General features: G+C 64.6%; 8 protein-coding genes and 1 pseudogene. 6 read left to right on the top strand and 3 right to left on the bottom strand.

The genetic code is table 11. From position 1 onward, the window contains the following. The 3 genes and pseudogenes from ABKW26_RS18425 to ABKW26_RS18435 form a co-directional block, all read right to left on the bottom strand. Window positions 1-608, bottom strand: a pseudogene (locus ABKW26_RS18425) (ISL3 family transposase); the annotation flags it as partial. Window positions 609-648: 40 nt separating this feature from the next. Continuing rightward, window positions 649-3,561: a hypothetical protein gene (locus ABKW26_RS18430; RefSeq protein WP_348595539.1), complete on the bottom strand. Its 2,913-nt coding sequence runs from the start codon at window positions 3,559-3,561 to the stop codon at window positions 649-651. A gap of 240 nt (window positions 3,562-3,801) precedes the next feature. Continuing rightward, entirely contained in the window at window positions 3,802-4,722 is a 921-nt protein-coding gene (locus tag ABKW26_RS18435) for an FRG domain-containing protein (RefSeq protein ID WP_348595540.1), read from the bottom strand. Window positions 4,723-5,448: 726 nt separating this feature from the next. Between ABKW26_RS18435 and ABKW26_RS18440 the strand changes: the two genes are divergently transcribed. The 6 genes from ABKW26_RS18440 to ABKW26_RS18465 all read left to right on the top strand — a co-directional run bounded on the left by ABKW26_RS18440 (window position 5,449) and on the right by ABKW26_RS18465 (window position 13,888). Further along, a complete protein-coding gene (locus ABKW26_RS18440) occupies window positions 5,449-8,211 on the top strand; it encodes a DEAD/DEAH box helicase family protein (protein ID WP_348595541.1) in 2,763 nt (920 codons plus the stop codon). Continuing rightward, complete coding sequence (locus tag ABKW26_RS18445; protein WP_348595542.1) at window positions 8,208-9,488, top strand: hypothetical protein; 1,281 nt, start codon at window positions 8,208-8,210, stop codon at window positions 9,486-9,488. The genes ABKW26_RS18440 and ABKW26_RS18445 overlap by 4 nt, the downstream gene beginning before the upstream one ends. Continuing rightward, window positions 9,485-10,513, top strand: coding sequence for a restriction endonuclease (locus ABKW26_RS18450; protein WP_348595543.1), 1,029 nt, complete (start codon window positions 9,485-9,487; stop codon window positions 10,511-10,513). The genes ABKW26_RS18445 and ABKW26_RS18450 overlap by 4 nt, the downstream gene beginning before the upstream one ends. A gap of 24 nt (window positions 10,514-10,537) precedes the next feature. After that, window positions 10,538-12,031 carry a class I SAM-dependent DNA methyltransferase gene (locus tag ABKW26_RS18455; protein ID WP_348595544.1) on the top strand — a complete coding sequence of 498 codons (1,494 nt, stop codon included), beginning with the start codon at window positions 10,538-10,540 and terminating at the stop codon, window positions 12,029-12,031. Window positions 12,032-12,176: 145 nt separating this feature from the next. Beyond that, window positions 12,177-12,809 (top strand): DUF4433 domain-containing protein, encoded by a 633-nt coding sequence (locus ABKW26_RS18460; RefSeq protein ID WP_348595545.1) that lies wholly within the window; start codon window positions 12,177-12,179, stop codon window positions 12,807-12,809. A 17-nt stretch (window positions 12,810-12,826) separates the two neighbouring features. Next, window positions 12,827-13,888 carry a macro domain-containing protein gene (locus ABKW26_RS18465; protein WP_348595546.1) on the top strand — a complete coding sequence of 354 codons (1,062 nt, stop codon included), beginning with the start codon at window positions 12,827-12,829 and terminating at the stop codon, window positions 13,886-13,888. The last annotated feature ends 206 nt before the right edge of the window (window positions 13,889-14,094 follow it).

Genomic DNA, 14,094 nt, shown 5'->3' on the forward strand with positions numbered 1-14,094 from the left:
ACCATGTCGAGGAGCCGTGCTGGACCTGTGCCGTCGCGGATCGGGGTCAGGTCGATGATCACGGTCACGTACTTCTCACCGCGGCGGGTGTGGCGCCACACGTGCTCGTCGACGCCGAGAACCTTCACGCCCTCGAAGCGGTGCTCATCATCGATCAGGACCCGTCTGCCCTCGGCCAGCACGGCGTCGTTGGCGGTGTCCCACGCGACCCCGAGCCCTTCAGCAACCCGGGCAACCGTCAGGTGCTGCACCACGATCGCCTCCAGCGCCCACCGCAGCCCGCGGCGCGAGATCTTGGCTCGCGGCTCGGCCGCCCGGCTGGTGTCCTGGCGCCACACGTGCCCGCAACCGGTGCACCGATACCGGCGGACCCTGATCAGCAGGGTCGTGGGTCGCCAACCGAGCGGTTCGTGAGCCAGCTGCCGGACGACAGTGTCGCGCGGCCTGCCCTCGCAGCCGCACCGGCGGCACCACTGGTCAGGTTCGAGAACCCGGCACGCGAGGATTCCGCGGTCGGGGTCGAGGCGCTGGCCGACCACGACAAGACCGAGCTCGTCAAGACGGCAGAACGTGGTCAGATCAGGGCAGGCGAAGGTAGCGTCAGACATGTCGAGGTTCTCTGGATGGGCAGTGTAGGAACTCCCATCATCAGGGAACCTCGACGTCTACCCCGCCGCGGACCCCACCACCGCGACTACACCCTCGATTGGGATGAGCCAGTAATCCGATGTCGCGCTTGACCGCCTTGCCGAGATATTGCAACGCCCTGGTGGGCCAGTAGCCCGAGCTGTTGTCTGGGCCGAGGAGCGCAAAGGCCTGGTCCTTGATTCGCGAACGTTGCGTTGAAGTGGTCGCGAGCTGCGCTGCAAGGAACAGGGCTTTGCCTCGACTGTCAGGTCTCGAGCCTGTCATGCGCATAGCCCCGAGCTTGTGTCTGAACTGGTCGTTCATCTCGTCGTGTTCCGACGTCGTGGGGGACGACGCGCAGCGCATCGCGTCTTCGTAGTACCTACTCCGGGCGCTCTCTGACAGTTTGCCGGCGATGTTTGAGGCAGCGAGCAGGTAGTCACCGCGGTCGCCGGTACCGACCCGTGGATCGCTCGCGCGCCGCAGGAGCTCGCCAAGCGCAGGTTCGAGCTGCTCGGGTTCTAGCGCACTGACAAGTACCGACTGTTGCACGGCTCGGGTCCCGACGGCGTAGATACCTGGGTGGTGCACGAGCGGAGAGACAAGGTACTCAAGGGCTGCCGCGGCCACCTCTGGGGAGACGTCATTCGGGTCCCGTGAAGCAAGGACCTCTTGGGCCCAGGCGCTTCCGCCGTCTGCGAGCATCTTGACCTGCTCCTTAGCGATATCGAGGTGTGCGTCGACCACCGCGAGGCTCTCGCTGACCCGTGCCTCTTGAGACCGGTGCAGCAGCGCGACGAGATGCACGACAGCTCGAGACCGGAGGCCGGGCTGTGTCTCCGCGATCCCTCCGACCACGATCGCCTCGTTGCGATCGTGATAGCGAAAGCTGTCCTTCTCGACGGGCGGCTGGCGTTCGAAGTGCGACAGTGCACGGTCGGCATTCGCCGGCGTGAGTCGTGCCGCGATGCCCGCTAGTGCCTGCACCGCGCTCAGATAACGCGACGTCGGCCCGAAAACCAGGTCGATGAGATCGCCGTGTTCCGCGGCTTCGAGGTCAGCGAGGACTCGACCCGCGAGGGAGTCGATCACGTCGTCCGGCACAATGTCGGCCTGCTTAGCGATCGAGCGATATGCGGTCGCGACGGTCCAGTAGTTGGGTGCGTCTAGGTCACCGGTCACGTCGATGAACCGGTTGGGATAGGCGTCGGCCAGCTCCTCGACCTGCTTCACGGCCGCCGCTTTTGTGAAGTGCCGCGCGGCCAGTTCCGGCTCATCGGACTCTGCGAGGATCGAGGCAAGCACACGCCGCGCCTTGCCCTCGGCGTGCCAATCTCCTGTTGTGATCGCGTCGCGCAGCGCCCTCTGGGCGGAGATAGCCGCAGGACGTAGTCTGTCCGCCGCTAGATCCTCCGTTGCCTGACCGATGGCGTTCTCGACGATGGGAACGATCCTTAGCGCAGGCCCGAGCTCGTGCAGCGCGGAGTTCAGCGACAGCAGGTCGTTGCTCGTGAAGGGCTTCCAACGTTCACGGAAGACACGACGGCTGAGGACCCAGGCGGACGCGTCTGCCCAACGCTCTGCCAGGCACGCGTCGCCGGTTGCCTCGTCCCAAAGGGCGTCGGCCTCCTCGAAATCCTGGGCCAGTGCCCTGGACCGCGCGTAGCGGGCCGTGACCAGTGCAAGGAGATCGTGTCCAAGCAGCAGTCTTCGCGATTCAGTCAGGATGTCGGTCCAGTCGTCAACTGCCTCGGCCAGCAGCAAGCGCAAGCGTGTCCTTAAGCCGAGCGTCCCCGCGCTCTTTGTCGTCAGGATGGCCAATTTGGGCAGCTCAGTTCGCAGCCATTCGATGTTGTCGTTCGCTAGCGCCGTCTCACCGGCAAGAACAGCCAAACAAAGGCGATCGGCGTCGTCACCGACCTCGAGCTCACTTGCCGGCGGTGAGTACCCAAGTGGATTGAGGTACAGGTCGGCCGCGACCTGAGCGACTCGGGTGAACTCTGACACCGATCCGCCGGGTCTGCGGCCTCCGGCGATCTCCTGGATACGCTGCTTCGCGATGTGAGCCGTCGTAGCCGCGCCTTGTTCGAGTGCGCGCCAGAACTCATCGAGTGCTTGTCGCGTGGCTTCTTCCGAGCGCCCAAGGCCGACAAGGTGCCGAGCTCGTTCGGGTTCGAGTTTCAGCGCGTAACTATGAAAATGAGCCTCGCGAAGCCGTTCTTGTGCGGCTTCAAGGAACCCCAGGGCACGAGCGTGGTCACCGGACGTCTCTTGCGCCTGCTTCAGGAGTAATGCTGCACCGGTGACCTCCTCCGGTGTTCGAGCGAGAGCCTCCCGGATCCTGACGGCATCAGCGGGGGGAACAACGACGGGCTGAAGTTCGAACTGGTGGCAGAACCGCTTTGCTGTCTCATGTCCAAAGAACTCGATCACGATCGCTGGCGAACTACGCAGAAGCTCCGAGAGCTCGCGCTTGTCCCAGACGTCAAGCGTCAGGGAGTCCAGGTCACGACGCAGCGCGGCGAGGGTGTCGACGGACTGGGTGCTTTTCACCTCTCGCGCGACACCGATGATCAGGCGACCCACGGCGAACGGGCGCTGAGTTGACTGAAACTTTTGCACCGCCGCCCGAAGGTTCGCTGGACCGAACCTGGCGTATCGCTTGCTCTGCAGTGCGACGCCCGATCCGTCGGGCGCGAGCGCCACCACGTCGAGGCCCATCTGCCGCTGCCCGCGTTCCCCATACATTTGTGCATGACGAAGGCCCTCAACGTCCCTCAGAATTCGCCACTGAATTCTCTCAAAATCCTCCCAGGACATCTCGTTGAAGGGGAGCATCTCTAGTGCACCCATCATCGTGGCTGGCGTGATTTGTCCTGGACCACGTAGTAGATCTGAGCCGAGTGGCAGCGGCGCCCAGTTGGCTTTCGACACCAAGGTGACCTCCTCGTCGCGATGCGTTGTGTTCCCACGCTTGTGTGCTGTCGAAGGATCGTGCGATGGAGTGGCGACACTACGACCATACGCAGAGTCCGGACGGGCCCAGAGCAGGATCCGGTGCCGTCTTGTCCGCGTGGCGGGACTCGCGCGGAATCGCGTGCCGATCGCATGGGCGGAGATGTCGGGGTGTGGTCCCAAAGGCGTCGCGGGTGGTCAACCCGCGAACGGCAGCTGCTAATCGAGTTGGTTGCGTTTCAGTGCATCCCGGAATCCGTCGACATCGGGGAATAGTACTCGTCGACGTCTGTTATACGTACGTTTGAGCGGCCCGCGAATTTTCCTCTTGACAGTGTTCGGTATAACGACGGCACAGAACGGAAGGTTGCTCGGTCTGCCCCGTCCTCGGTCGCTCTCAAGCAGCTTCTGCAACTTGCTCTGTCCGGCGGCGGCCCCGATGGGATTCAGGCCGAGCACTCCAGGCTGAGTGTGTTTCTCCGGAACCTTGCTGCCTAGAAAAAACCCCTCTTGGGCTCGCATTCGATCGTCGGGGAGTGCTGGAAAGGCTCGAAACATCCCACTTGATTCTGATTTCTCGAGCGCGGTGTTGTATGCGCCGGACATTGGGCTTTCGAGCTTGCCCCAGGTTTGATTGCCCTCATGTTGGAAGGTCTGGTACCAATCGGTGTCCGTGACGTCGACCGCAAACAGAACCCCATCGGTCTCCGCAACTCTGCCGCTCTTGTCGGGCGGGTGCTCCTCCGTGGCGAACCACAGTGCGGTCATCGGGTTGGACGTCACGTCGATGAGTCGGGTGGGGACTCCGTGGTGCTGGAGCACAGCAAGGAGGTGCATGTCTGTAGCGGACGATCCGAGATCTCTGCCCAGACCCCACCTGCGAGCCTCGTCGAGGATCACCAACTCTCGTTCCCGGAGAAGCTTCTCAGTGACGGGACGCGTCTCGTCAGCCTCCCGAGTGTCGCGGTATAGCAAGGAGTCAAAGTTCCATGACGCGTCGCGTTGCCCGCGCCACGCGTATGTCCTGCCGCTGGAGAGCAGGGCGATGTGGCTGATGATCCGAAAGAGCTCTTCTGGCGTCTGTACCTTGATCCCGACGTCGTGGCTCGTCCAGCTCGTGAAGCTTGGGGGCTCTGTCACGCGTCTGAATGTAGACGATGTCGCTGCCCCTAGGTGCTCGCCACACGGACCTTTGCCGGGGAATCCAACTGGCCGCCAGCGTGACAGTTTCATGGCTGACCCTCGATGGATCGCTCGGGTGCTCACTCGCAACCACCTCGCTAGTAGCGGCCCGACGGCTACTGCTCCGAGGCTGCGGCCCAGCGACTGGTGCAGCGAGTTCCTGAGGTTGCCTGGAAACGGTAAGGCCTCACAGCAATCGCGGTTGCGATCGAGGTCGGCCCTTTCATCCTTCGTGACCGCGAACAGGGGGTCATTCGAGATGCCCAGTACCCCGAGGCCGTCATAGTGCAACACCTGCGTGACGACGGGACCAGCTCAAAGGTGAGGCACGGGTGGGGGGGCACCAACGGGTCCTCGGCGAGCTGGAGACTCTCGACATCGACGAGGCCCCCGCCTCCTCGCCGAGCTGGACAGAACCCCATCCGGAAATGCCCTCACTGACGGTTCGGGCAGTAGGTGCTGTTGCAACGCGGAAGTGATGTCTCGGCCGCACGGTGCCCTGGTCGGCCCGCGTGCTACTTTGCACCTGCGACACGCCCGGGAGCGCGCAAAGTACAGCGACGGGTCGGTGCGATATGCGACGTACGTCAACAGACTAGGGACGTGCAGGGCTCCTCGGGAACGAAGAAAGACCACCCTCGCCTTCTGACCAGCGGGCGCCGCGTCGGCCCCTACACTGGGCGCATGCCCGCCGACGAGCCCTCGCGCCTCGCCGCCGAGCAGCGCGCCAGAGTCCTTATCGATAAGCAGCTCACCGCCGCAGGATGGCTGGTGCAGGACAAGAAGGCGCTGAACCTGTTCGCCGGCCCGGGCATCGCTGTGCGGGAGACCGTGATGGCGGTAGGGCACGGGCGGGCCGACTACCTGCTGTACGTCGACCGCCGAGTCGTCGGCGTGATCGAGGCCAAGCCGCAGGGCACGACGCTGTCCGGTGTGGAGTGGCAGTCCGCGATGTACGCCACGGGCCTTCCGGAGACGCATCTGAAGAAGGCGATCGTCGTCGAGGGACGGCTGCCGTTCGTGTTCGAGGCCTCGGGGTCGGAGACCCACTTCACGAACGGGTACGACCCGGAGCCGCGGGCCCGGCGCCTGTTCGCGTTCCCCATGCCGAGCACCTTGGCGCGGCAGGTCCGTGATGCCGAGGCGGCACCCGATCGCCCGACCTGGCGGGCGAAGGTCCGCCACCTGCCTGCCCTGGATGAGGCGCCGCTGCGTCCCGCGCAAATCGATGCAGTCAGGGGTGTGGAGCGCTCCTTGGTCGAGCAGCGGTTCGCGCGGTCGTTGATCCAGATGGCCACGGGTGCCGGCAAGACGTACACGGCGGTGACCCAGTCGTACCGGTTGCTCCAGCACGGCGGCTTCGACCGGGTCCTGTTCCTGGTCGACCGGAACAACCTGGCCGACCAGACCCTGGCCGAGTTCCAGAACTACCGCACCCCCGACGACGGCCGCCGGTTCACCGAGCTGTACACCGTCGACAAGCTCTCGTCGGCCGGGATGCTCGCCTCGTCATCCGTGGTGATCTCCACCATCCAGCGCGTCCACCGGGTGCTGTCCGGCAAGGACGTCCCGGACGCCGACGACCAGGGCATCGACGACTACGTCCCCGACGCGCCCGTCACCGTGCAGTACAGCCCGGACCTGCCGCCGGAGACGTTCGACCTGATCATCGTCGACGAGGCCCACCGGTCCATCTACGGAGTGTGGCGTGGGGTGCTGGAGTACTTCGACGCGCACATCGTCGGCCTGACCGCCACGCCCGGCAAGCAGACCTTCGGGTTCTTCCACCAGAACCTGGTCAGCGAGTACACCTACCCGCAGTCGGTCGCGGACGGCGTGAACGTCGACTTCGACATCTACCGCATCTCCACCCAGGTCAGTGCCGACGGCTCGACCATCGAGGCGGGCACCGTTGTGCCGAAGGTCGACCGTCGCACCCGGGTGCAGCGGCTCGAGGCCCTGGATGAGGACCTCGGCTACACCGCCACCCAGCTCGACCGAGCGGTCACGTCTCTGTCGCAGATCCGGCTGGTCCTGGAGACCTTCCGGGACCGGATCCCCGAGATCTTCCCCGGCCGCAGTACGGTCCCCAAGACGCTGATCTTTTGCAAGGACGATGCCCACGCCGAGCAGGTCGTCACCACCGTGCGCGAGGTGTTCGGCAAGGGCAACGACTTCGCCGCCAAGATCACCTACGCCGCGAAGGACCCCAAGGGCCACCTTCAGGCGTTTCGGACCTCGGCGTCGCTGCGCATCGCGGTGACCGTCGACATGATCGCGACCGGCACTGACGTCAAGCCGCTGGAGTGCGTGTTCTTCCTGCGCGACGTCCGCTCGGCGCAGTACTTCGAGCAGATGAAGGGCCGCGGCGCCCGGACCATCGCCTCCGCAGACTTCCAGGCCGTCACGCCCGATGCGACGGACAAGACGAGGTTCGTCATCGTCGACGCGGTCGGGGTCACCGAGCACGACTTCGTTGAACCGCCGCTCAACCGCGAGAAGGGCGTCAGCCTCAAGAGGCTGCTCGACAAGGCGGCCAACCTCACCATCACCGAGTCCGAGGCCGCGACCCTCGGCTCGCGCCTGGCCGCCCTAGAACTGCAACTCACGCCGGACGAGCGCAGTGAGCTCGACCACGTCGCCGGCCAGCCCCTTCGCCATGTGGTCCGTGACCTGGTCGACGCCGTCGACGCCGACCGCCAGGCCGCCGCTATCGAGGCTCAGCCCGGCCGCGAGGCGGCCGACGTCATCACTGACCTCGTCGAGGCGGCGGTCGCACCTCTCGCCTCCAATCCAGAGCTGCGCGCCCGCATCATCGAGCTCCGCCAGACCCACGACCGCGTCATCGACGAGGTCACCGTCGACGTCCTGCTCGACGCCCACGGCGTCATCGACCCCGACCGCGCCCGCTCCATCGTCGAGTCCTGGACCGCGTACCTGACCGAGCACCGCGACGAGATCACCGCCATCCAGATCCTCGACGAGGCCAAGACCCGTCGCGTCCCGTTCCAGGCCATCAAGGAGCTCGGTGACCGCATCGCCCGACCTCCGCACAACTGGACCACCGACGTCATCTGGGCCGCGTACGAAGCCGTCGAGGCCGGCCGCGTCCGCCACACTGCCCGCACTCGCCTGACCGACCTCGTCTCCCTGCTGCGGTTCACCCTCGGCACGGACAACGAGCTTGTCCCTTACGCTGACCTCGTGCGCGCCCGGTACGACGGCTGGCTCCTGCAACAATCACAGGCCGGCGCGACATACACCGACACCCAGCGCTGGTGGCTCGACCGGATGGCCGACGTCATCGCCTCTTCCGCTGGCCTGACCGACGACGACCTCGACGCCGCTCCGTTCACCGAACGTGGCGGTATCGACGGCATCATCCGCGACCTCGGCAGCAACGCTGGCCGAATCATCACCGAACTTAACGAGGAACTCACCGCGTGATCGCGTACCAATCCCTAGGCGACCTCCTTCTCGGTCGAACTGTCAGGGACAAGCTTCAACAAGGCTGGAGCCCGCAATGCGAACGGCATCCAGCAGCTGACGACCGCTGGGGCGTCCTGAAGACGACCGCGATTCAAGCGGGCGCGTTCTCATCGGACGAGAACAAAGAACTCCCCAGCGAGCTGGTGCCTCGCCCTGCACTCGAAGTGAGAGAGGGCGACCTCCTTCTCACATGTGCCGGTCCGCGAAGTCGATGCGGCGTGCCTGCGCTCGTTCGCTCGACGCAGGCGCGCCGGATGCTCTCGGGCAAGATGTACCGATTTCGTCCGACCGCCGCGATTGACCCCCGCTACCTCGAGGCGTACCTATTGAGCCCAGGCGCCCAGAAGTTGATCAACGCAATGAAGACGGGCATCAGTGACAGCGGCCTGAATCTGACCAAGGACCGGTTTCTTGGACTTCCGGTGCCAGTGTTCCCACTGTCCGAACAGGTGCGAATAGTCGACATCCTCGAAGAACATTTCTCCCGCCTCGACGCTGCAGATCGGCTGCTCGATCGGATTGCACGACAAACACAGGCGCTGTTGAGAGGGCGGCTCGACGCTATCGTGTGGCATGTCGGCGCGCCCACGACTACGGTCTCAGCCCTGCTTCGTGAATCGATGCGGAACGGTCACTCAGCGGCAGCCGTGCGTAGCGGCCCCGGGATCCGGACACTGACTCTCACCGCCGTGACAAGGAACAAGTTCGACAACGAGTTCACAAAGATCACGTCCGCCGATCCAGCACGTGTCCGCGATCTGTGGCTCCGGCCTGGCGACGTGTTGGTCCAGCGGTCGAACACCCCCGAACTTGTGGGCACCACGGCGATGTACACCGGCCCGGCGGACTGGGCCATCTTTCCCGACCTTCTTATCCGGCTGCGCGCCGATACGGACGCGGTCCTTCCCGGCTACCTCACCCTGGCCCTGCGAACCGAGCGGGCCCATCGCAACCTCCGGGCGAAGGCCAAGGGTCTCGCGGGCTCGATGCCGAAGATCGACCAGTCGGCCATCGGGTCGACACTCCTGCCCGTCCCAGGCATCAGCGAGCAGCGGGCGACTCTGATCGAGGCTCAGGGTGCTATCGACGTTTCCGAGCGTCTGGATCTCGCTTCCCGATCTGCCAGGGTCCGTTCGACTTCGCTTCGGCGTGCTCTCCTCGCTGCCGCATTCTCCGGGCGTCTCACCGGCCGCTCGTCCGACCTCGACCTCGCCGAGGAACTGGCTTTCGCATGAGGAGCATGTGGGGCGTCCACAACGACACGCTCACGACGGAGTTGGTCGAGGGCGGGTTCGTGAGCATCGGGTGGGACGACTTGGGTGACCTGCGGACAATCGGGGCGAGTCGCGACGCGCTCAAGGCGGCGCTGACCCCGGTGTACCCGGAGCGCAAGCCGCAGGCGATCGCGGGATGGGCGGGCATCCTCACCCGCTTCCGGGACGAGATGCAGGTCGGGGACATCGTCGTGGCGCCGTACAAGCCGGACTCGACGATCAACATCGGGGTAGTTGCGGGACCGTACGAGTTCGTCGCGGGAGCGCAGACGCACCGCCACCGCCGCCCGGTGACCTGGAAGAAGGTCGGCCTGCCCCGGACGGTGTTCTCCCAGCCCGCGCTGTACGAGCTCGGTGCGTTCCTCACCGTGTTCGGCATCCGCAAGCACGACGAGGAGTTCCGTGCGGCGCTCGACTCGGCCGACACATCGGTGGAGGCGGTCTCCCTGGTCGTCGAGGCGGTCGCGGAGATCACGTCGGGTGACGGCAGTATCGACGAGCCGCGCGCGTCACGCATCGAGCGGCACACGCGGGACTTCGTGCTGGATGTGCTGCATAAGGGGCTGTCCCACGTCGAGTTCGAGGAGTTTACGGCGGACCTGCTGCGTGCGCTCGGCTACCAGGCTCGCGTCACGTCGTACAGTCAGGACGGCGGTGTGGATGTCATCGCGCACCGTGACCCCCTGGGGATCGAGCCGCCGCTCATCAAGGTCCAGTGCAAGCACCTGACCGGCACCATCGGCGCTCCGGAGGTGCAGCAGCTCATCGGTACGCAGGGCGTGGGTGAGTTGTCGCTGTTCGTCACCCTCGGGTCGTACAGCAAGGAGGCGCGCGCCATCGAGCGTCAGCGCACCGGCCTTCGGTTGATCAACGGCGAGGACGTCATCACCCTGGTCTTGCAGAACTACTCGGTTCTCGCCGCCCGCTGGCGCAACCGCATCCCGCTCACTCCGCTGCTGGTCGTCGACGACTCCGCCGACGCGTGACGCTCATCCTGAAAGGCTCCATCCGTGGCTGACGCCCGTCGTCTTGTCGACAAGCTCTGGTCCTACTGCAACGTCCTGCGAGACGATGGCGTCGGAACGATCGAGTACACCGAGCAGCTGACGTACCTGTTGTTCCTGAAGATGGCGCACGAGCGCGCGATCCGGCCGATCAAGGCGGAGCGGGTCGTCCCGGAGGAGTTCTCGTGGCAGCGTCTGCTCGATGCCGACGGGATTGAGCTCGAGGTCGAGTACACCCGGATACTGATCGGGCTGGCCAAGCAGCCCGGGACGCTGGGCACGATCTTCCGTAAGGCGCAGAACCGGATCCAGGACCCGGCCAAGCTCAAGCGGCTGATCCACGACCTGATCGACGCCGAGCAGTGGTCGCAAACCGGCACGGACATCAAGGGCGACGCTTACGAGTCGCTGCTGTCTAAGGGTGCCGAGGACATCAAGTCTGGGGCAGGGCAGTACTTCACGCCGCGGCCGATCATCTCGGCGATGGTCGACTGCGTGCAGCCGACGGTGCACGACTCGGTCGTCGACCCAGCCTGCGGGACGGCCGGCTTCCTGCTCGCCGCGCATGAGTACGCCGCGCGTGACTCTGCGACCATGACCCCGCCCGAACGGCTTCACCTGCGTGACGGGTTCGCACACGGCGTCGAGCTGGTCGACGGCACCGCACGCCTGGCGGCGATGAACCTGCTGCTCCACGGCATCGGCGACGCCAACGGTGAGTCGCTCATCGAGGTCAAGGACGCCCTGATCGCCGACCCCGGGAGGCGCTGGTCGGTGGTTCTGTCCAACCCTCCGTTCGGGCGCAAGTCGTCCCTGACGATGGTCGGGGCAGACGGGCGCGAGGCCCGCGAAGACCTGGAGATCGAACGCCAGGACTTCGTCGTCACGACGTCCAACAAGCAGCTCAACTTCCTGCAACACATCGCCACGATCCTTGACATCAACGGCCGAGCCGCCGTCGTCCTGCCGGACAACGTGCTGTTCGAGGGCGGCGCCGGCGAGACCCTGCGTCGCCGACTGCTGCGCGACTTCGACCTGCACACGATGCTTCGCCTGCCCACGGGCATCTTCTACGCCCAGGGCGTCAAGGCGAACGTGCTGTTCTTCGACAAGAAGCCTGCCGCCGAGCGGCCCTGGACCGAGCGCCTCTGGGTCTACGACCTGCGTACCAACCAGCACTTCACGCTCAAACAGAGCCCTCTCACGCGCGCGCACCTCGACGAGTTCGTCGCCTGCTACGCGCCCAGTCAGCCGCGCTCGGAGCGCACGGAGTCGGAGCGCTTCCGGTCGTTCGACTACGAGGAGCTCGTGGCTCGTGACAAGGCCAACCTCGACATCACCTGGCTGCGCGACGATTCCCTCGAGGACCTCGACAACCTGCCGGCCCCGGAAGTCATCGCCCGCGAGATCGTCGAAGACCTCACCGCCGCGCTTGCGGAGTTCGAGGCCGTTGCTGCAGCACTCGAGCTCGCCGCTAGATCCCTCGAGCATCGCGACTAAACCCAAGCGACGCCTCGTCGCTCCGGCGAGCTGGAGCGGATCGACTGGTCTGCCGCACCGCTGGTGCCGGTGCAGGCGTGGCAGACATGTCATGCTGGTGGTGGTGCGTCTGTCACGTAGGAGTCGAAGCTAGTGGGGAGGGCTGATGGCGAGGGTGCCCGATCCGATCGGCATCTACCACTTCACGCACCTGCGAAACCTTCCTGGCATCGTCACGGACGGCCTTCGTTCGGATGCGGAGTGCCGCCGCGGGGGACGGACACAGGTCGAGATCGGCTCGAGCGCGATCCGAGAGCGAAGGCTCGCACTTCGGGTCGGGGGTGTAGGTCCTGGGGGCTGCGTCGGCGACTACGTACCGTGGTACTTCGGTCCGCGGAGCCCGATGATGTTTACGCTCGGCAAGAACAACTATGAGTACCAGGATGGTTTTGACAACGTGGTCTATCTGGTCTCGAGCGTTCCAACGATTGCTCGACTTGGTTGCGCCTGGATCGCTTCGGACCGCAACGCCGCGCTCAACTTGGCCGAGTTTACTGCCGACGAGAGTGAACTAGCTGATCACATCAGTTGGGAAGTGATCAGCGCCCGGTATTGGACCGACCACGTTGACGGCGCTGATCTGCGGGCGGCTGAGTTCCTAGTCCATGACTCTGCGCCGTGGACGGCCGTGGAGGCTGTCGTAACCAGAACGGTAGCGACGCAGACAGTGGTGGAGAACCTGCTCACGGGACACCGACACTCGCCACCAGTAATTGTCAGACCCGGATGGTACTTCTAGTGGAGAAGGAGGTCCCGATGATCACTGAAGCCAAGGGCAATTTGTTGAACGCTCCGGTTGATGCGCTGGTTAACACGGTCAACACGGTCGGCGTGATGGGCAAGGGTATAGCCTTGCAGTTCAAGCGTGCCTATCCCGCCATGTTCAAGGATTATGCCGCCGCCGCGAAACGGGGAAATATTGCAATCGGCAGCATGCACGTATGGCACCTCGATCGCCTGGATGGGCCAAGAATCATTATTAATTTCCCGACCAAGAGCCATTGGCGCTCAGGGTCAAAGCTTGAGGACATCGAATCGGGCCTCGAAGATCTCGTCGAGGTGATCCGGCGCGAGCGGATCGCATCGATCGCCGTGCCACCACTAGGGTGTGGCAACGGTGGGCTGGACTGGTCCGATGTTGAGCCGCTCGTCCGGCGGAAGCTTTCAGTACTCCACGACGTGGACATTCGGATGTATCCGCCCACTGGTGCCCCTTCGGCAGCCGAGATGCGAACTTCCGAGCCCACACCACGAATCACACCAGGGCGCGCTGCACTCATAGAATTGGTTAGGCGCTATTCGGCGCTGGCTATCGATGGCGCCGCGCCAATCGCCGTACAGAAACTGATGTATTTCCTTCAGGAGGCTGGCGAGGGTCTTTCGCTAAAATATGAGCGAAACTTCTATGGTCCATATGCCGACGGCCTCCGAGCAGTTCTACGCGACATCGAAGGGCACTATCTCGAGGGGTTTGGAGACGGCAGCCAGCGAATCGAGATCAGTGAACCTTTTCGACTCTTGCCTGGTGCCGCGGAGGCCGCCCGCGGGCTCCTCGCGGGTCGGCCGTCGACTGTTGAGCGGATCGATCGAGTGATCGACTTAACTGCGGGTTTCGAGTCGGCTACTTCACTAGAACTACTGGCAACTGTGCATTGGGTCGCCCTCCACCCGAGTGCTGTAGGCCGATCCGATGATGAGGTCGTTGACGGAGTGCGCGGTTGGAGCAAGCGCAAGGCGCGCCTGTTCACGCCGGGTCAAATTCACAAGGCGCTCGACATTTTGCGTGACAAAGACTGGATCCCCGCGAGAGTGCTCTAGCCGGTAACGGTCTGGTGGTTAGCGGAAGAGAACGTGACTGCAGCCGATTCGGAGATCGCCTCAACAGGGCCTTGGAGCTGCACGGCGCAAGTCAACTCGACCCTGCAACACGCTCGAGTTCCTGCACGGAGCGTCGCCGTGGGCGGTCGACTCCGCCAGAACTTATCGCGCTGCATGGGCCGTGTCGGGTCCGAGTGAGTAGAAGA

This window comes from Sanguibacter sp. 25GB23B1, assembly GCF_040012415.1.
GTDB lineage: Bacteria > Actinomycetota > Actinomycetes > Actinomycetales > Cellulomonadaceae > Sanguibacter.